The sequence below is a fragment of the Pseudomonas sp. GQ91 genome (assembly GCF_059758795.1).
Map to the genome: position 1 here is coordinate 117,116 of NZ_JCAXED010000013.1, position 19,688 is coordinate 136,803.

General features: G+C 59.9%; 16 protein-coding genes. 11 read left to right on the forward strand and 5 right to left on the reverse strand.

The features are described from left to right. The first annotated feature begins 121 nt into the window (after positions 1-121). Together hemB and ppk1 are read left to right on the forward strand one after the other, a co-directional pair. Entirely contained in the window at positions 122-1,135 is a 1,014-nt protein-coding gene (gene hemB, locus AC6CIA_RS19800) for a porphobilinogen synthase (protein ID WP_498314433.1), read from the forward strand. An 18-nt stretch (positions 1,136-1,153) separates the two neighbouring features. After that, complete coding sequence (gene ppk1 / locus AC6CIA_RS19805; protein WP_498314434.1) at positions 1,154-3,376, forward strand: polyphosphate kinase 1; 2,223 nt, start codon at positions 1,154-1,156, stop codon at positions 3,374-3,376. Positions 3,377-3,441: 65 nt separating this feature from the next. Here the strand turns inward: ppk1 and ppx are convergent, their stop codons facing one another. After that, positions 3,442-4,944, reverse strand: a complete 1,503-nt coding sequence (gene ppx, locus AC6CIA_RS19810) for an exopolyphosphatase (protein ID WP_498314436.1) — start codon at positions 4,942-4,944, stop codon at positions 3,442-3,444. Positions 4,945-5,422: 478 nt separating this feature from the next. On the opposite strand from ppx, the gene AC6CIA_RS19815 reads away from it, so the two are divergent. The 4 genes from AC6CIA_RS19815 (at position 5,423) to AC6CIA_RS19830 (ending at position 9,996) form a co-directional block, all read left to right on the forward strand. Continuing rightward, complete coding sequence (locus AC6CIA_RS19815) at positions 5,423-6,070, forward strand: DUF1120 domain-containing protein (RefSeq protein WP_498314438.1); 648 nt, start codon at positions 5,423-5,425, stop codon at positions 6,068-6,070. Between the two features lie 150 nt (positions 6,071-6,220). After that, a complete protein-coding gene (locus AC6CIA_RS19820; protein ID WP_498314540.1) occupies positions 6,221-6,904 on the forward strand; it encodes a fimbria/pilus chaperone family protein in 684 nt (227 codons plus the stop codon). Further along, positions 6,894-9,392, forward strand: coding sequence for a fimbria/pilus outer membrane usher protein (locus AC6CIA_RS19825; RefSeq protein WP_498314542.1), 2,499 nt, complete (start codon positions 6,894-6,896; stop codon positions 9,390-9,392). The genes AC6CIA_RS19820 and AC6CIA_RS19825 overlap by 11 nt, the downstream gene beginning before the upstream one ends. 19 nt (positions 9,393-9,411) lie before the next feature. Beyond that, positions 9,412-9,996 carry a DUF1120 domain-containing protein gene (locus AC6CIA_RS19830; protein WP_498314440.1) on the forward strand — a complete coding sequence of 195 codons (585 nt, stop codon included), beginning with the start codon at positions 9,412-9,414 and terminating at the stop codon, positions 9,994-9,996. On the opposite strand, the gene AC6CIA_RS19835 is transcribed toward AC6CIA_RS19830, so the two are convergent. Genes AC6CIA_RS19835 through AC6CIA_RS19850 form a run of 4 tightly spaced genes read right to left on the reverse strand, consistent with a single transcriptional unit; the run spans position 9,968 to position 12,814 of the window. Next, complete coding sequence (locus AC6CIA_RS19835) at positions 9,968-10,705, reverse strand: amino acid ABC transporter ATP-binding protein (protein WP_498314442.1); 738 nt, start codon at positions 10,703-10,705, stop codon at positions 9,968-9,970. The genes AC6CIA_RS19830 and AC6CIA_RS19835 overlap by 29 nt on opposite strands. After that, positions 10,692-11,342, reverse strand: coding sequence for an amino acid ABC transporter permease (locus AC6CIA_RS19840; RefSeq protein ID WP_339527796.1), 651 nt, complete (start codon positions 11,340-11,342; stop codon positions 10,692-10,694). The genes AC6CIA_RS19835 and AC6CIA_RS19840 overlap by 14 nt, the downstream gene beginning before the upstream one ends. After that, positions 11,342-12,007 (reverse strand): amino acid ABC transporter permease, encoded by a 666-nt coding sequence (locus AC6CIA_RS19845; protein ID WP_339527798.1) that lies wholly within the window; start codon positions 12,005-12,007, stop codon positions 11,342-11,344. The genes AC6CIA_RS19840 and AC6CIA_RS19845 overlap by 1 nt, the downstream gene beginning before the upstream one ends. A 21-nt stretch (positions 12,008-12,028) precedes the next feature. Next, the gene (locus tag AC6CIA_RS19850; protein ID WP_498314445.1) at positions 12,029-12,814 is read right to left on the reverse strand and encodes a transporter substrate-binding domain-containing protein; all 786 of its coding nucleotides are present in this window, start codon (positions 12,812-12,814) and stop codon (positions 12,029-12,031) included. A 372-nt stretch (positions 12,815-13,186) separates the two neighbouring features. On the opposite strand from AC6CIA_RS19850, the gene trxA reads away from it, so the two are divergent. From trxA to AC6CIA_RS19875, 5 genes are all read left to right on the forward strand, one after another. Next, positions 13,187-13,516 (forward strand): thioredoxin TrxA, encoded by a 330-nt coding sequence (gene trxA / locus AC6CIA_RS19855; RefSeq protein WP_339527802.1) that lies wholly within the window; start codon positions 13,187-13,189, stop codon positions 13,514-13,516. Between the two features lie 234 nt (positions 13,517-13,750). Then, complete coding sequence (rho, locus tag AC6CIA_RS19860) at positions 13,751-15,010, forward strand: transcription termination factor Rho (RefSeq protein WP_339527804.1); 1,260 nt, start codon at positions 13,751-13,753, stop codon at positions 15,008-15,010. 162 nt (positions 15,011-15,172) lie between these two features. Then, entirely contained in the window at positions 15,173-17,155 is a 1,983-nt protein-coding gene (locus AC6CIA_RS19865; RefSeq protein ID WP_498314448.1) for an acyltransferase family protein, read from the forward strand. A gap of 90 nt (positions 17,156-17,245) precedes the next feature. Continuing rightward, positions 17,246-18,712 (forward strand): 4-hydroxy-3-polyprenylbenzoate decarboxylase, encoded by a 1,467-nt coding sequence (gene ubiD / locus AC6CIA_RS19870; protein ID WP_498314450.1) that lies wholly within the window; start codon positions 17,246-17,248, stop codon positions 18,710-18,712. Next, positions 18,712-19,680 (forward strand): CDP-6-deoxy-delta-3,4-glucoseen reductase, encoded by a 969-nt coding sequence (locus tag AC6CIA_RS19875; protein WP_498314451.1) that lies wholly within the window; start codon positions 18,712-18,714, stop codon positions 19,678-19,680. The genes ubiD and AC6CIA_RS19875 overlap by 1 nt, the downstream gene beginning before the upstream one ends. Positions 19,681-19,688: the final 8 nt, after the last annotated feature.

A 19,688-nucleotide genomic window follows, 5' to 3' on the forward strand; every position in this document is an offset into this window, starting at 1 on the left:
CCGTGAGCACAACTCCAGCGGGCATGCCGTGAGTATGAGGGAGCACAACTGTAATTCCTTCGTCATAATGACCGCTTATAACTGTCACGCTCGCCCGTCAACCCGGGCTCAGGAGTCTGCCGTGAGCTTTACCCCCGCCCAACGCCTGTTTCCCGCCACTCGCCTGCGCCGCAATCGTCGGGATGATTTTTCTCGCCGCCTGGTTCGTGAAAACGTGCTGACGGTGGATGATCTGATCTTGCCGGTATTTGTGCTGGACGGTGAGAACCGGCGGGAAACGGTGGCGTCGATGCCGGGTGTCGAGCGCCTGAGCATTGACCTGTTGCTCGAAGAGGCTGCGCATTGGGTCGAGTTGGGGATTCCGGCCCTGGCGTTGTTCCCGGTGACCCCGGCCGGACTCAAGTCGCTGGACGCCGCACAAGCCTGGAACCCCGAGGGCATTGCCCAGCGCGCGACCCGCGCGCTGCGCGAGCGTTTTCCGGAGCTGGGGGTGATTACCGACGTCGCGCTGGATCCGTTCACTACCCACGGGCAGGATGGCGTCCTGGACGCAGACGGCTATGTACAGAACGACATCACGGTCGACGCCTTGGTCAAGCAGGCTCTTTCCCATGCCGCCGCGGGCGCCCAGGTGGTCGCTCCGTCGGACATGATGGATGGTCGCGTCCAGGCGATTCGTGAAGCCCTCGAAATGGCCGGGTACGTCAACGTGCGCATCATGGCCTATTCGGCCAAGTACGCCAGTGCTTACTACGGCCCGTTCCGCGATGCCGTCGGCTCGGCGCTGAACCTGGGCAAGGCCGACAAGGCCTCGTACCAGATGGACCCGGCCAACGGTCACGAGGCCTTGCACGAAGTGGCGGCGGACCTGGCTGAAGGTGCCGATATGGTCATGGTCAAGCCCGGCATGCCGTATCTGGACATCCTTTATCGGGTCAAGGATGAATTCAAGGTGCCGACCTTTGTCTATCAGGTCAGTGGTGAATACGCCATGCACATGGCAGCGATTCAAAATGGCTGGTTGAGTGAAGGGGTGATTCTTGAGTCCCTTACGGCCTTTAAACGTGCGGGTGCCGATGGCATCCTGACTTACTTTGCCGTCCGTGCCGCCCAATTGCTTAGAGAGCAACAATAGCCCTCACAGGAACACTCCATGAATACCGAAGGACTCACAGAAGTTGCTGTAAAAGACGCGCTCCCGGTGGTTGAACACGACACCGAAGCCCCGCCGGCACTGGAGCTTGAGCAGCCCGCCGTGATCGCTGAGCCGGTGGCCGCGGCACCGGCGATGGTGATTCCGAACCTGGATGACAGCAGCCTGTACATCCATCGCGAACTGTCGCAACTGCAATTCAACATCCGCGTGCTGGAACAGGCGCTGGATGAGTCCTACCCGCTGCTGGAGCGATTGAAATTCCTGCTGATCTTCTCCAGCAACCTGGACGAGTTCTTCGAAATTCGCGTCGCCGGCCTCAAGAAGCAGATCACCTTCGCCCGTGAGCAGGCCGGCGCCGACGGCCTGCAGCCGCACCAGGCGCTGGCCCGCATCAGCGAGCTGGTACACGGTCATGTAGACCGTCAATACGCCATTCTCAACGACATCCTGTTGCCGGAGTTGGAAAAGCACCAGGTCCGCTTCATCCGCCGCCGTAACTGGACGGCCAAGCTCAAGACCTGGGTGCGACGTTATTTCCGTGACGAGATCGCGCCGATCATCACTCCGATTGGTCTCGACCCGACGCACCCGTTCCCGCTGCTGGTGAACAAGAGCCTGAACTTCATCGTCGAGCTGGAAGGTATCGATGCCTTCGGTCGTGACTCGGGCCTGGCAATTATTCCCGCGCCACGCCTGTTGCCACGGGTTATCAAGGTGCCGGAAGAGGTTGGGGGCGCAGGCGATAACTATGTATTCCTGTCCTCGATGATCCACGCCCATGCCGATGATTTGTTCCAAGGCATGAAGGTCAAGGGCTGCTACCAGTTCCGCCTGACCCGTAACGCCGACCTGGCGCTGGACTCCGAAGACGTTGAAGACCTGGCCCGCGCCCTGCGCGGGGAGCTGTTCTCGCGGCGCTACGGCGATGCGGTGCGTCTGGAAGTGGCGGACACCTGCCCGAAACACTTGTCGGACTACCTGCTCAAGCAGTTCAACCTGGCCGAGTCCGAGCTGTATCAGGTCAATGGCCCGGTAAACCTGACGCGCCTGTTCAGCATCACCGGCCTGGACAGCCATCCGGAGCTGCAATACACGCCGTTCACCCCGCAGATTCCGAAATTGCTGCAAAACAGCGAGAACATTTTCAGCGTGGTCAGCAAGCAAGACATCCTGCTGCTGCACCCGTTCGAATCGTTCACGCCGGTGGTCGACCTGCTGCGCCAGGCCGCCAAGGATCCGCATGTGCTGGCCGTGCGCCAGACTCTGTACCGCAGCGGCGCCAACTCGGAAATCGTCGATGCACTGGTGGACGCGGCGCGTAACGGCAAGGAAGTCACCGCAGTGATCGAGCTGCGCGCGCGGTTTGACGAAGAGTCCAACCTGCAACTGGCCAGTCGCCTGCAAGCGGCCGGCGCGGTGGTGATCTACGGTGTGGTGGGCTTCAAGACCCACGCCAAGATGATGCTGATCCTGCGTCGCGAAGCCGGTGAAATCGTGCGTTATGCGCACTTGGGTACCGGCAACTACCATGCTGGCAACGCCAAGCTCTACACCGACTACAGCTTGCTGACCTCCGACGATGCGTTGTGTGAAGACGTTGGCAAACTGTTCAGCCAGTTGATCGGCATGGGCAAGACCTTGCGCATGAAAAAGCTGCTGCATGCGCCATTCACCTTGAAAAAGGGCATGCTCGACATGATTGCCCGGGAAACCCAGTTCGCCCTCGACGGCAAACCGGCGCACATCATTGCCAAGTTCAACTCGCTGACCGATCCGAAGATCATCCGTGCGTTGTACAAGGCCAGCCAGTCCGGCGTGCGCATCGATCTGGTGGTGCGTGGCATGTGCTGCCTGCGGCCGGGGATTGCCGGGGTCTCGCACAACATCCACGTACGCTCGATCATCGGGCGTTTCCTGGAGCACACGCGGGTGTTCTATTTCCTTAACGGTGGCGAAGAACAGATGTTCCTGTCCAGCGCCGACTGGATGGAGCGCAACCTCGACAAGCGCGTGGAGACCTGCTTCCCGGTGGAAGGCAAGAAGCTGATCATGCGGGTCAAGAAAGAGCTGGAAAGCTATCTTACCGATAACACCCACAGCTGGAGCCTGCAGTCGGACGGCCGTTATGTGCGCAACACGCCAACCGGCAACCAGAACCCGCGCAGTGCGCAGGCGACGTTGTTGGAGCGTCTGGGCCTGCCGTTGCTGAGCGTTCGCTAAACCCGCGCCTGGTTCTGCAGGAGCGAGCAAGCTCGCTCCTGCAGGCGCTTGTCGGCGTTAGCCAGTCAGCGCACGTTCAGGCTGAAGCCAACCCGCGCCAGCCACTCTGCCTCCTGGGCGAAATCGGCCTGGGTCAACTGGTTTTCGTCCAGCCAGTTGTCAGGAAACACTACATCGAGGCTGTCGCCATTGGCGCGCAGGGTCACCTGTGGCATTTGCCGGGTGCCACGGATGTGGTGGAACAGAATCGCAAAACGCAGCAATGCGCACAGGCGAATCAGCTTGATGCCCTCGTCACCGAACTCGGCGAACTTGTCCTTGGGGATATTGCGGCGATGACCGCGCACCAGTAGCGCGAGCATCTGTTGGTCTTCCCGGGAGAAACCCGCCAGGTCAGAGTGCTCGATCAGGTAGGCGCCATGTTTGTGGTAATGGTAGTGGGCGATATCCAGGCCCACTTCATGGACCTTGGCCGCCCAGCCCAGCAGTTCACGCCAGACCCCGGTTTCCAGTTCCCAATCTTCGGCCACCTGGTCGAACGCATGCAGCGCCTTGCGCTCGACCCGCGCCGCTTGCTCCAGGTCGACGTGATAACGCTCCATCAGCGAACCTAGCGTGCGCTCCCGCACATCCTCGTGGTGATGGCGCCCCAACAGGTCGTAGAGCACACCTTCACGCAGGGCGCCATCACAATGGTCCATACGTTGCAGTTCAAGGGCGTCGAAGATCGCCTCCAGAATCGCCAGGCCCGCCGGGAAGATGGTCCGACGGTCAGGCTTGATTCCGTCGAAGTCGATTTTCTCGACGTCACCAAGCTTGAACAGCTTGCGCTTGAGCCACGCCAGGCCTTCCGCGTTGACTTCGCCAGTTCCGTGACCGCCAGCCTTGAGCGCCAGGCCAATGGCGCGGATGGTGCCGGATGAGCCGATGGCTTCATCCCAGGTCAGGCGGTGCAGCGCGTGCTCGATGCTCATGATCTCCAACCGCGCCGCGGTGTACGCCTGCGCGTAGCGAGCCGGGGTGATCTTGCCATCCTTGAAATAGCGCTGGGTGTAGCTGACGCAGCCCATCTGCAGGCTTTCGCGCAGCAGGGGTTCAAAGCGCTGGCCGATGATGAATTCGGTACTGCCGCCGCCGATGTCGGCCACCAGGCGCTTGCCCGGGGTGTCGGCCAAGGTGTGGGAGACGCCCAGGTAGATCAGGCGTGCTTCTTCACGGCCGGAGATGACCTCCACGGGATGCCCGAGGATTTCCTCGGCGCGGCGGATGAACTCGCCACGGTTACGCGCTTCACGTAGGGCATTGGTGCCGACAATTCGCACGGCGCCTGGCGGCATGCCGTTGATCAGTTGGGAAAAACGCTTGAGGCAATCAAGCCCGCGCTGCATCGATTCTTCGCTGAGCTTGCGCTCGTCGTCGATCCCGGCGGCCAGTTGTACTTTTTCACCGAGCCGCTCAAGGATACGAATTTCACCGTTCTGGGCCTTGGCCACGACCATGTGAAAACTGTTGGAGCCCAGGTCGATGGCGGCGATCAGGGACAGACTCTTGGCTTGGGATTGCGGCATGGGTAGGGGATCTCGGTCGATAACCTCGCCATCGTGCCACGATCAACGGCTGACGCCAACGCGTAGTGTTCGGGGATTTCTCCTGCCACCTGGTGCGGACAGGGTGCGCGGGAAATATAGGACAAATCCATGAGTGGCTGATGACTCTGTATTAAAGCGGGTAGGACAATAACGTTTTATTTGGACCGTTCGTTGCACATGAGTTTTCCTACATGAGCGAGTTTCTTTTGTTAGTTTGAGAATTACATCGGACTACTATAGGCGTAGGTAAAGAAGACGGTTGTATTTAACTGGTCTCACAGATGTTGGCGCGTTGTCTGATTTTATCCAGGCGGTCGAAGAGTAAGACTGTGATCCGGCAATTATGCCGTGGTGTTATTTATTTATGGTTTTGTATATCAGGGGAGAGGCCTCGTTGAGCGTGGAGTCGCCCGAACCATAATAAAAACGCCTGACACTTACTGACGTTAGGATAAGCATGAAAAAACTAGCAGGTTTGACAATGGGTGCTATTTGTCTCGCGGCCAGTCTCGCGGCTCAAGCTACGAATGTTGCACAGTTGATAGTCCGCGGAACCATCGTTCCGGCGGCCTGCAATCTCAGCCTGGGCAGCGGCGGCATCATCGATTACGGGACCATTCGTTCTGGCGAGCTGTCCCAGACGGCTTACAACCCCCGCGAAGAAAAAGTCACGTCGCTGATGGTCAATTGCGGCACCACCCCGGCAAAGTTCGGGTTGACCTTGACCGACTTGCAGGCAGGCACCAAGGTTTCGGGCATTCTGGGCTCGGGCTATAGCGAAGCGCAGAACTACGGCTTGGGGGCGGTATCCGGCCGCCGTACCGGAGGCTACTCGGTCACATTGAAGGATCTGCGGTCTTCGGGTGTTACGTTGCACCCGATCATGCGGGTCAGCAGCGGTGCCTGGCAGCACAGTGATGGCAAAGTCGCTCAAGTGCCCACTCAGTATTCGTGGCGTAACGGCTCGACCGTTACACCCGCATCCATCGCCCAACTAACGGGTGTCATTGCAGTGAAGGCAGTCATCAATAAGGCGCAAGCCCTGGATCTTACCCGAGACGTCACACTCGATGGGCGCGCCACGTTGGTATTGAGTTACCTCTAAATACCCAACAAGCAGCCGGTATTGAAACAGAAGTTTTCACGGTACTTGTGTTTCTTATCGGCGGCTTTCGTGTGGGTGCTTGTTTGTCTGCTGTTTTTAGAATGTGACGGGGAAAACTCGGTGAGTGCTCTTTCGAAAGTGCGTGCAGCGTTGTTATGTGCAAGTTTTTCAGTGTTGGGAGTCACACAGGTAAACGCCGATGGCATGCAGCCTGAAACAACGGTCGTGGTCCTCTTTGAAGAGGACGGCGAAGCGACGATCAATATCAGGAACACCGACCCTGGACCTGCGTTATTGCATTCGGTGATCGAAAACGTACCCGAGGATCAGGAACCGCTGTTGATTGTCACGCCTCCGATTACCCGCGTCGAGGCAGGCGAAACCCAGCTGGTTCGCTTCATCAGTACGTTGAAGACACCGCTCAAGACCCAGCGTCTGAAGCGCGTGTCGTTTGAAGGTATTCCCCAGGCTCGTAGCCCCGGTGGTGCGACCATTGGTATCACGCTGCGGCAGAACCTGCCGCTGATCCTGCACCCACACGGCCTGGCCAGGCATCAGGCGCCGTGGGAGCTGCTCAAGTGGAAGCGTCAGGGGGACGGCCTGAGCGTGCACAACGACAGTGCCTATGTGGTACGCCTGGCACTGGAGGTGCAACTGATCCCGGAAAAACAGCTCGCCACGCTCCCTCGCAGCTATGTCCTGCCGGGTGAGACGCTCAAGGTGAATACCCGTGGAGCGTTGGTGGGCGTCACTTCGGTGGTGATACAGCCAGCCACTGTGTATGGGTTCACGGTCGACACCTATCACGCGGATGTTGTCGATGATGGGATTTGACCGGGCCTTGGGAAAGGGGGCGAGTGGCGTTTGCTGTTCAGGATTTTTCGTGGGGTTGGCAACCCTGTGCGGACTTCCCGGTGACGTGCGGGCGCTCGAATTGGGCGAGGGTTTTGACCTGGCCGCACTGACCAGCCATGGCATTGATCCGAAGGTTTCAGACTATTTTCGCAGTGCGGCGCGTTTTCGCGAAGGTGTCCAGGTGGTGGGGCTACGGGTCAACGGCGCGCCGTTGGGGCTGGTGGATGCGCGCTTCGATTATCAGGGACAGCTGTGCTTTACCCGGAGCCTGTTGGACAAGGCTGGTTTACGGACCCCCTCTGCGATCCTGCAGTCGGGTGTCTCGCCGGATCAGGCGTGTCATGACTTTCTTGGCGAGTTTCCGGCGACCCTGGTGAGGCTGCGCCCCGGCAGCGACGAGGTCTCCCTGGTGGTGCCCACGCAATCGTTGCGTGGGCCGGATTGGCAGGCGGGAAGCTTCACTCAGGGTGGAGCAGCAGCCATGCTCAATTATGACCTGCTGGCATTTGACACCGATGGGCACAGTGGCCCCAGTCGTTTCGTGTCGGCGTACACCGAAGCGGGATTTAATCTGGGCAACTGGATTGTGCGCAGTCGGCAATTCTATGTGTCCGACAACGGCAAGGGCAGTAGCGAGCACGTGTACGCCTATGCCCAGCGGGATATCGGCAGCTTGCAATCGACCTTCCAGGTCGGGCAGATAGCCACCCGCAGTCCGGTATTCGGGGGCCTGCAACTGTCGGGCTTTCAGCTGTTTCCTGATGGCGTCTCGCGCATCGCCGTGGGTAACGATGTGGTGGTAGAGGGTTTGGCACATAGCCAAGCCAGGGTCGAGGTACGCCAATCCGGGGTGTTGATCCATTCGACACTGGTGCCTGAAGGGCCCTTCAGTCTGACCGGCCTGTCGTTGCTCAACGGCACCAGCGATCTGGCAGTGAGCGTGATCGGGACCCGAGGTGGCAAACGTAGCTTCGTGGTGCCCGCTGCCTCGTTTGGCTCGGGTGTGCCCGTGGCCCCCGGTTTCGATTTTGCCTTGGGCAAGGTACGAGAAGCGGTTGCCGATGGCAGGGAGCAACCGGTGGTCGCCATGGGGAGCGGTACCTGGGGGCTTGGCGCGGGTACATCGCTGGGGTTTGGCGTGTTGAGTACGGACGAGTACCACGCAGCGGGTGGTACGTTGAGCCGCGTGTTTTTCCAGCGGGTGGCGATAACTGCCCGGCATAACCTGTCCCGAGACACGGCGCGGGGTGTGAGTGGTGCGCGCAGCGCCTTGTCATTCAGCAGCCCGCTGGGCGCCGGGATTGAGATGAGCCTGAGTGCCACCACCCAGAGTCGAGGTTACCGCGACCTGACGGAGGCCGGCGCCGCACCCAGCGCAGACGCTCTGGATTCCTTGTTCCGGCACCAATACACCGCTGGTTTGACCTGGATCGATCCAAGCGTGGGGGCTTTGTCCTTGAGCTATTCGCGCAGCGTTCAGTTTGATGGCCAGGGCACCGGGCACGTTTTTGCTTCGTGGAGCAAAGGCTTCAAGGGCGCGGATGTGGCGCTGATTGCCGACTCGCAAATAGGCCAGCCACGACGGCGCAAAGATCGTTACACGGACAGGGACGAGCGCACTGAACTGCCCTCCACCGGCCTTTCACTGCGCCTTCAAGTCAGCCTGCCCATCGGCGGGAATCACCGTCTTACATCCTACGCCAGTCGGCGGAACCGGCGCTCTGACCTCGGCACCGCGCTGGCCGGACGCCTCAATGAGTACGTGAACTACGAAGTGGGGACCGAGCGTGATCTGAATCAGCGCGAACAGGCAGTACGCGCTCGCGCGGAGATTATGCCGCGCTATACGCGGATTGGCCTGGGAATGAGTCGGGATGCTGCGAATACCAGCTACACCGGACAGCTGCAGGGCGGCATCGTGGCCCATCCACAGGGTCTGGCGTTTTCTCCCTATGCGGTCCAGGACACCTTCGGCATTCTCTCGGTCGGGAACATTTCGGGCGCCAGGGTCAGTACGCCCCAAGGTCCCGTCTGGACCGACTATCGCGGTTACGCGGTGATTCCCGGGTTGCCTGCGTATAGCAACAGTCATATCGAAGTACAGACCCAGTCCTTGCCCAGGCGCGCTGACCTCAAGAACGGCAGCAAAATCCTCGCGGCCGGGCGCGGCTCATTCAATACCGTGGGCTTCGACGTCGTGAGCGTGCGTCGTGTACTGCTGGAAGCGCGCGATGAGCGCGGCCGGCCCTTGCCTCAGGGCGCGGCGGTATTTGGTGAGGACAAGGCTTTCCTGACCAGCGTTGTAGGCGATGGCTTGATTTTCCTGAACAACAGCGATCAGCAGAAAAACCTCAGCGTTGCGCTGCCTGACTCGACCACTCCCTGCCTGCTGCAACTCAATCTGGAGCCAGAACCCGCGCATGAAAAACTCTACGAAACGACGTCGGCCATTTGCCGTGCTCCCTGAATCATCAACTGGCTGCGGCTTGACCGCTCTGCGCCGATTGCTGGGCTTTTTCCTGCTGCTCCTTACGATGCTGATGACCTGCGAGGTGCGCGCCGCCAGTTGCCAGCTGTCCCTGAGCCAATCGCGGATCGACTATGGCGTGCTGCGTCAGGCGCAGCTGTTGAATGACCGCTTCGGTCCGCAGATCATCGCGCCGGGCAAGCGCACCCTTCACCTGAGCGTCCTGTGTGTCGATATCAGCCCCATGGCCATACGTTTTAGCGGCTCACCGGCGGGCGCGCAGGGCTTTCGTTTTGGCCATGGCGGCAGCTTCACCCTTGGAATCAAGAATGCCCGCCTGGATGGTCGAAACGTCGAGCTGAGTGCCGAGCGACCGCAGGCGGGGATACCCGCCGGGCGCCTGTTGCCCGGTCATGTACTGATAGCTCGGGCGGGGGGTGTGCCGGCGACGGGGCGACGACTTTCGGCAGAAGTGGACGTCGACACCTATCTGCCAGTCGCCCTGTTTTCTGTACGCCGCGAGACAACGCTTGAAGGGCAGGGACAATTTGAATGGCTGCCCGGTGCCGTAAGTGTCAGCCCGGCTGCTCCACCGAACCAATGAAATTGGCCAATTCAGCGGTACGCGGCTGGGTGAACAGCGTTTTTGGATCGCCCACCTCGTGAACCTTGCCCTGGTGCATAAACACCAGAGTGTCACCTACTTCCCGGGCGAAGCGCATTTCGTGGGTCACCATAATCAGGGTCATGCCGTCTCTGGCCAGTTGGCGGACCACGCTGAGCACTTCATTGACCAGCTCGGGGTCCAGCGCCGAGGTAATTTCGTCGCACAACAACACTTTGGGCGACATCGCCAAGGCACGGGCGATGGCTACACGCTGCTGTTGTCCGCCGGACAGGCGATCGGGAAACGCGTCGAACTTTTCCCCCAGTCCGACCCGTTCCAGCATCTCGCGCGCCAGTTGCGCCGCCCGGGTCTTATGTACTTTTTGCACGACCTGGGGCGCCAGCATGACGTTTTCGCCCACCGTCAGATGAGGAAACAGGTTGAACTGCTGGAATACCATGCCGACTTTTTGCCGCAGGCTGCGCAAGTCGGCGCGGGCTGCGTCGAGGTATTCGCCGTCCACTTCGATGACCCCGTCGTTGATCGACTCCAGGCCATTGAGCGTGCGTAGCAGGGTGGACTTTCCCGAGCCGCTGCGGCCGATGATCGCCACCACTTGACCCTCTTCAACCGTCAGGTCGATGCCCTTGAGCACATGGTGATCGCCGTAATACTTATGCAGCGCGGATATTCTAAGCAGAGGCATGCAGTTTCCTTTCCAGGTAGCGGGCACTGAGGGACAACGGGTAGCAGAGCAGGAAATAACCGAGTGCGACCAAGCCATAAACCATGAAGGGTTCAAAGGTGGCATTGGCGAGCATGCCGCCAGTCTTGGTCAGTTCGGTGAAGCCGATGATCGAGGTCACCGCGGTACCTTTGACCACCTGCACCGAAAATCCCACGGTGGGCGCCACGGCGATACGCAGGGCCTGGGGCAGGATCACGTAGCGCAGTTGCTCATAAGGGTTGAGGGCCAGACTGGCCGAGGCCTCCCACTGGCCGTGGGCGATGGACTCCACGCAACCGCGCCAGATCTCGGCCAGGTAGGCGCTGGTAAACAGGGTCAGGGCGATCGCGGCCGCCAGCCACGGCGAAATGTCGATCCCCAGCAAGGCAATACCGAAGAACACCAAGAACAGCTGCATCAACAGCGGAGTGCCCTGGAACAGCTCGATATAGCTGCGTGCGACATTGCGCGGCAAAGAACCACGGCTGATGCGCATCGTCATCACCAGCAGGCCGATCAAGCCACCCCCGATAAACGCCACCAGCGACAACAGCAAGGTCCACTGCAGGCCGGTGAGCAGATTTCGCACGATGTCCCAGAAGGAAAAATCACTCATCAACCGTTCCTCGTCACATAGCGGCGACCGATCCAGTTGAGCAGTTGGCGGATCATCAATGCCATGCACAGATACACCAAGGTCGTCAGCGCATAGGTTTCAAACGCACGGAAATTGCGCGACTGGATGAAGTTGGCGGCAAAGCTCAACTCTTCAGTCGCAATCTGCGAACAGACGGCCGAACCGAGCATCACAATAATGATCTGGCTGCTCAGCGCCGGCCAGACCTTGCCGAGTGCCGGCAGCAGCACCACGTGGCGGAAGGCCTCGAAACGGCTCATCGCCAAGGCAGCGGCAGCCTCCAGTTGCCCGCGTGGGATGGCCTGGATGCCGGCGCGGATGATTTCCGTGGAATAGGCGCCCAGGTTGATCACCATCGCCAGCACCGCGGCCTGCCATTCGGAAATGTGCAGGCCAAGGGACGGCAGGCCGAAGAAGATAAAAAACAATTGCACCAAAAATGGCGTGTTGCGGATCAACTCGACATACACCCCGAAGATCCAGCACAGCGGCTGGATCTTCCACGCTCTTACGACTGCGCCGAGGGTGCCAAGGGCGACGCCCAGCACCGCGCCGATAGCCGTCAACTGCAGGGTAAACAGTGCGCCACGCAGGAGCAGGTCGGTATTGTTCAGGACCGGCACAAAGTCGAATTGGTAGGCCATCAATCAGCTCCGTCGCCGTGCTCAGAGGTCTGCGGGCAGCGGCTGCTTGAGCCACTGTTGCGCGTTCTTTTCCAGGCTGCCGTCAGCCTTGGCGGTAGTGAGAATCTGGTTGACCTTGTCCAGCAGCGCAGGCTCGTTCTTGTTCACGCCGACATACACCGGCGAGTCCTTGAGTTTCACTTTCAGCGCGGGGACACGCTTGGGGTTGCGCTCACTGATCGCCACCATGACCACGTTGCCGCTGGCGATCAGGTCCACCTGGCCGGCGAGGTAGGCGGCGATGGTCGAGTTGTTGTCTTCGAAGCGCTTGATCGTGGCTTCCTTGGGCGCGACGGCGGTCAACTCGATGTCTTCGATGGCGCCGCGGGTCACGCTGATGGTTTTGCCCTTGAGATCGTCAGTGGTGGCAATGGCCGCGTCAGGTGGGCCGAACACCGCGAGATAGAACGGTGCGTAGGCCTTGGAGAAGTCGATGACCTTTTCCCGCTCCGGATTCTTGCCCAGACTGGAAATCACCAAGTCGACCTTGCCAGTGGTTAGAAACGGAATGCGGTTAGTGCTGTTGACCGGGGTCAGTTCCAGCGTGACCTTGAGCTGGTCGGCCAGCAGCCTGGCGGTGTCGATGTCCAGGCCGCGGGGCTGCATGTCCGGACCCACTGAGCCGAACGGCGGGAAATCCTGGGGCACGGCCACCTTGAGGGTGCCACGGGCGACGATATCATCCAGGCCATTGGCCTGGGCGGGCGCTTGGCTCAGCATCAGGCTGGCAAACAGGGCTGTGAGCAGGGCGCGGCAACGCTTGGTCATGACAACTCTCCGAAACGGGCGAAGGAATTTTCTGAGGTCTGCCACTGCACAGGCTATGCCAGTCACTGCGCAATGCCCGTAAGGCCGGTGTTTGTCGGGCAGCGGCGCTCTTGCGGGCCCGAACCGCCGAGCGGTCTCATGCACCTTTTCCGGGCGTCGCCAACACCCGGCGAGGCCCCTTTAAGGTGCGTTCGTACAAGAGCCGCCCGCGCCAGGATCGACAAGCATGACGTGCCACAGAGCGCGCAAGCCTTGAGCCATACCCAAACTCATGGCACGCGATAGCAAGAGTCAATCAGCTGCGACTTCCTGAACGTGGGAAGGGCGGCTATGATGGGCAACGTTTTTTTTGCTTACAACCCGGAGACATCCATGAGCAACGAACTTATCAAGCACGTCACCGACGCGAACTTTGATGCCGAAGTCCTCAAGGCTGAAGGCCCGGTGCTGGTGGACTACTGGGCTGAGTGGTGTGGTCCTTGCAAAATGATCGCTCCGGTCCTGGACGAGATTGCAACCACCTACGCAGGCAAATTGACCATTGCCAAGCTAAATATCGACGAAAACCAGGAAACCCCGGCCAAGCATGGCGTGCGTGGTATTCCGACCCTGATGCTGTTCAAGGACGGCAATGTCGAAGCGACCAAGGTCGGCGCACTGTCGAAGTCGCAACTGGCTGCATTTCTCGACGCCAACATCTAAGCGTCGTCAAAAAAGCCCCGCGAATCGCGGGGCTTTTTCGTGAAACAGGGCTAGACGCTCTGAAAATCAAGTGGTACATTCGGCCCCGCACTGGTTTCTCCACTGCCCCCTGCAAGCCGTCGCCGACGCACTCCTTTTCGATTAGTACGCGATCCTGTCGCCTTCTCTGCGGCGCGGCCTCATTAAGCCAAAAGCTTAATTTCCCCCCTCCATAAATGATTACGTCATTCCTATATGAATCTGACTGAACTCAAGCAAAAGCCGATTACCGAACTGCTCGAATTGGCCGAACAGATGGGCATAGATAATATGGCCCGTTCGCGCAAGCAGGACGTGATTTTCTCCCTGCTGAAAAAGCACGCGAAAAGCGGCGAGGAAATCTCCGGTGATGGCGTGCTGGAGATTCTCCAGGACGGCTTCGGCTTCCTCCGCTCTGCGGACGCTTCTTATCTCGCCGGTCCAGACGATATCTACGTCTCTCCGAGCCAGATCCGTCGCTTCAACTTGCGCACCGGTGACACCATCGTTGGCAAGATCCGACCTCCAAAAGAAGGCGAGCGGTATTTCGCCCTGCTGAAGGTCGACACGATCAACTTCGATCGTCCCGAGAACGCGAAAAACAAGATTCTCTTCGAGAACTTGACCCCGCTGTTCCCGACCGTGCGCATGAAGATGGAGGCCGGTAACGGTTCCACCGAAGACTTGACGGGTCGTGTCATCGACCTGTGCGCCCCGATCGGCAAAGGCCAGCGTGGCCTGATCGTCGCACCGCCGAAAGCCGGTAAGACCATCATGTTGCAGAACATCGCAGCCAACATCGCGCGTAACAATCCGGAAGTTCACCTGATCGTACTGCTGATCGATGAGCGTCCGGAAGAAGTGACCGAAATGCAGCGTACTGTGCGCGGCGAAGTGGTTGCCTCGACATTCGATGAGCCACCAACCCGCCACGTGCAGGTGGCCGAAATGGTCATCGAAAAGGCCAAGCGCCTGGTCGAACACAAAAAGGACGTGGTGATCCTGCTGGATTCCATCACCCGTCTGGCGCGTGCCTACAACACCGTGATCCCGAGCTCCGGCAAGGTCCTCACTGGTGGTGTCGATGCCCACGCCCTGGAGAAACCGAAACGTTTCTTCGGCGCTGCGCGGAACATCGAAGAAGGCGGCTCGCTGACCATCATCGCCACCGCGCTGGTTGAAACCGGTTCGAAGATGGATGAAGTGATCTACGAAGAGTTCAAGGGTACCGGTAACATGGAACTGCCTTTGGATCGCCGTATCGCTGAAAAGCGTGTGTTCCCGGCCATCAATATCAACCGTTCCGGCACTCGTCGCGAAGAGTTGCTGACGGCCGACGACGAACTGCAGCGCATGTGGATCCTGCGCAAGCTGCTGCACCCGATGGACGAAGTTGCCGCCATCGAGTTCCTGATCGACAAGCTGAAGACCACCAAGACCAACGACGAGTTCTTCTTGTCGATGAAGCGCAAGTAAAACCTGCCGTTTCACTGGTCGAAAAAATGGCGCCCCACGTGGGGCGCCCTTTTTTTGTCGAGAAAAGGAAGGTTTTGTCACTGAACTTGTCAGTTTAGATACGTTAAGGTGTGCGCCCTGGCTACGTTTTCCTACTTTCCGCTCTGACAGACAATTAGATTTATGACCACACTTGCTTATCGAAGGGATATCGACGGCCTGCGCGCAGTTGCTGTAATCGCTGTAGTCCTTTTCCATTTTGGCGTTCCCGGTTTCACGGGCGGCTTTGTCGGCGTCGACGTGTTTTTCGTGATTTCCGGCTTCCTGATTACTTCCATCATCTGGCGCGAGCGTCAGGCCAAGCGCTTCAGCTTCGTGGACTTCTGGGCGCGTCGTGCGCGTCGCATCCTGCCGGCGTTGTTTGTGATGATCGTGGCCACGCTGGCGGTGGGCTGGTTCCTGCTGGCGCCCAAGGACTATGAAGAACTGGGCCGCTCGGCGCGTTACCAGGTGTTGTTCGTCTCCAATCTGCTGTTTATGCGTCAAGACGGTTACTTTGATGTGGCGTCGGACCTCAAGCCGTTGCTGCATACCTGGTCGCTGGCGGTGGAAGAGCAGTTTTATATTGTCTTCCCGCTGTTGCTGAGCGTGCTCTCCGCTCGCCTCAAATACTGGCGCACGGCGCTGTTCGGGGTGTTGCTGGTGTCGTTCGGCCTCAGTGTCTGGGCCGTGGCCCAGCATCCGGAAAAGGCTTTTTTCCTGCTGCCGATGCGTGCCTGGGAGTTGTTGGCTGGCGCGATGCTGGCCGTCGTGCCCAGAAGTGAATGGCGCGCCTCCCCTGCGCTGGCCCAAGGGGTCAGTCTGGCCTCCATGGGACTGATCCTGGTGGCCGTGTTCGGTTTTGATCCCCGCACGCCGTTCCCCGGCGTGGCGGCACTGTTGCCAGTGTTGGGCGTGGTCGGCTTGATCTGGGCCAACGGGCACCAGCAGACATGGGTGGGGCGCCTGTTGAGCACGCGGGTGATGGTGGGTCTGGGGCTGATTTCCTATTCCTGGTACCTGTGGCATTGGCCAGTATTCGTGTTCGCCACTTATGCCAGCGTTGAGGCCCTTGCGCCCTTCGAGCTGGCCGGGTTGATGCTGCTGACATTGGTGCTGGGTTACCTGTCCTGGAAACTGGTGGAAAGTCCGTTCCGCGAGAAGCGCCTGCTGCCGGGACGCAAGGCCATATTGCTGGCGGCGGGGTGTGGGATTTTGTGTATTGGCCTGGCGGGCCAGGCCTTGCGCTGGACTGATGGTTTGCCTTGGCGGCTGTCCGAGCAGGCTCTGCGTTTTGCCCAGGCCAAGGAGTGGAGCCCGGAACTGCTGGCTTGCCTGGCTGAAAAAGACACCCCTGATGATCGGTTGTTCTGCCACTTCGGACCCAAGGGTAACTCGACGTCTGCGCTGGTGTGGGGCGATAGCCATGCAACCGCATTGATCCCGGCCCTGGCAAAAGGCGCGAAGCAGCACGATATCAGTCTGGTCCAGGGCAGTTTTGCCGGTTGTGTGCCGATTGACGGGCTGGAAAATATTCCGCGCTGTGCGCATTTCAACCGGCGTGTGGAAAAAGCCCTGGCTCAGCAGTCATTCAGTGATGTGGCGCTGGTGGCGCGTTGGAGCCTGTATCTCTACGGACAGATGTCCGGCGACACCGAGCACGCCATCAAGGACCCCGCCACCGGCCAATACGACCGGGCCACGGCCGAGCGCCGGTTCGCCGAAGGGTTGCGTCAGCGGATTGCCGGGTTGCGCGCCGCCGGACATCGGGTGTGGCTGGTCAAGGAAGTGCCGCTGCAGGAGTTCATCGTGCCTTACCGCCTGAGTCGGCTGGCGATGCTTCATCGACCGGTGGAAGGCCAAGGTTTGCTGTTCGCGCATCACCTCAAGCGCCAGCAGTTTATCAGCCAGCTATTCAATGAGATTGCCAGCGCCGATCCCGGGGTCAAGGTGCTGGACCCCGCGCCCCAACTGTGTGATTCCAATGGTTTGTGCCGGGTCGAACTCGATGGTCGCGCCCTGTACACCGACGATAACCACCTCTCCGATGTCGGCGCGTTGCATATCGAGCAGTTCCTGGAGCCCTTGTTCCGGTCGCTGCAATCGCGGGGGTTGACGGCCAATTAAGCCTGCGCGGTGCTCAATTGCACCGCGATAAGCTGCCAGCCGCCCTCAGAGCAGGTAGGATGTACGCCTATTTTACGGGTGTGATGGTTAATGAAATTCAAGGATCTTCGGGATTTCGTGCAGCAACTTGAGCAGCGCGGAGAGTTGAAACGTATCCAGGTGCCGATTTCCCCGGTCCTGGAAATGACTGAGATTTGCGACCGTACCTTGCGCAACAAGGGGCCGGCGCTGCTGTTCGAAAAACCTGCAGGCTTTGATATCCCGGTCCTCGGCAACCTGTTCGGCACGCCCGAGCGTGTCGCCTTTGGCATGGGCGCCGAGTCGGTCAGCGAATTGCGCGAGATCGGCAAGTTGCTGGCCTTCCTCAAGGAGCCCGAGCCGCCCAAGGGCTTGAAAGACGCCTGGTCGAAGCTGCCGATCTTCCGCAAGATCATTGCCATGGCGCCCAAAGTGGTCAAGGACGCGGTGTGCCAGGAAGTACTCATCGAAGGCGATGACGTCGACTTGGCGATGCTTCCGGTGCAGACCTGCTGGCCCGGCGACGTCGGTCCGCTGATCACCTGGGGCCTGACCGTCACCAAGGGGCCGAACAAGGACCGCCAGAACCTCGGTATCTACCGTCAGCAAGTGATCGGCCGCAACAAGGTCATCATGCGTTGGTTGAGTCATCGGGGCGGCGCGCTGGATTTTCGCGAGTGGTGCGAGAAGCATCCTGGCCAGCCATTTCCCGTCTCCGTGGCGTTGGGTGCGGACCCGGCGACCATCCTGGGTGCCGTCACGCCGGTACCTGACAGTCTTTCCGAATACGCCTTTGCCGGCCTGTTGCGGGGCAATCGCACCGAACTGGTGAAGTGCCGCGGCAATGACCTGCAAGTCCCGGCCAGCGCCGAAATCGTCCTTGAAGGGGTGATTCATCCGGGCGAAATGGCTGACGAAGGTCCTTATGGTGATCACACCGGTTACTACAACGAAGTCGACAGCTTCCCGGTGTTCACCGTCGAGCGCATCACCCACCGCATCAAGCCGATCTACCACAGCACCTACACCGGCCGCCCGCCAGATGAGCCGGCGATTCTCGGCGTGGCGTTGAATGAAGTGTTCGTGCCGATCCTGCAGAAGCAATTTCCGGAGATCACCGACTTCTACCTGCCGCCTGAAGGCTGTTCGTACCGCATGGCTATCGTGACCATGAAGAAGTCGTATCCGGGCCATGCCAAGCGCGTCATGTTGGGTGTCTGGTCGTTTTTGCGACAGTTCATGTACACCAAGTTCGTTATTGTCACTGACGACGACATCAACGCCCGGGACTGGAACGACGTGATCTGGGCCATCACCACGCGCATGGACCCCAAGCGCGATACGGTGATGATCGACAACACGCCGATCGACTACCTGGATTTCGCCTCGCCGGTATCCGGCCTGGGGTCGAAGATGGGTCTGGACGCCACGCATAAGTGGCCGGGCGAAACCGCGCGGGAGTGGGGCCGGGTGATCGTCAAGGATGAAGCGGTGACTGCCCGTATCGATGCGCTCTGGAATGAATTGGGAATAGATTGATGCGTGTAACCCTGCAGCCTTCCGGTGCGGTCCTCGACTTGCAGCCCGGTGAGCGGATTCTCGATGGCGCGCGGCGCTTGGGTTATGAATGCCCACAGGCCTGTCGCAACGGCGTGTGCCACGTTTGCGCAGCGCTGCTGGTCGAGGGTCGGGTCCGGCAGGCCGGTGAAGTGCGTGATCATGGCGAGTTCTATACCTGCATCGCCGAGCCTCTGGACGATTGCATCGTCCTGTGGGATGGCGTGCTGGCGCCGGGAGAGCTGCCAGTGCGCGCACTCGCGTGCCAGTTGAGCGAGTGCGTGGACATCGGCGGCGATGTCTGGCGCGTACGCCTGCGGGCGCCTGCCGGCAAGGCGCTGCGTTATCACGCCGGCCAGTACGTGATGATCGAACGGGATAATGGCGAGAAATCGGCATTTTCACTGGCTTCGGCGCCCCACGCCGGGCGTGAACTGGAGCTGCACGTGCTGGCGCGCGAAGACAGCGCCCGCAACCTGATCGAACAGCTGCAGCGCAACCAGATGGCCCGGATCGAATTACCCTTTGGCGATACGCACCTGGCGGAACTGCCCGACGGGCCGTTGGTGCTGATCGCCGCCGGTACCGGCATGGCGCAGATGCACAGCCTGATCGAGCATTGTCGAGCCAGTGGTTTCAAGCATCCGGTGCATTTGTATTGGGGCGTGCGGCGTCCCGATGATTTCTACCGGATCGAGCATTGGCAGCAGTGGCAGCAATTGCCCAATCTGTTCCTGCATAAAGTGGTCAGCGACCTGTGCGGTTGGGAAGGGCGCTGCGGCCTGTTGCATGAAGCCGTCTGCGAGGACATCAGCGACCTCAAGGGCGTGCACGTCTACGCCAGCGGCTCGCCGGCGATGGTCTACGGGACGCTGGATGCGCTGGTGAATGCCGGGATGGATGCGCACCAGATGCGTGCCGATGTGTTTGCCTACGCGCCCAGGCCTTGATGCGGTGC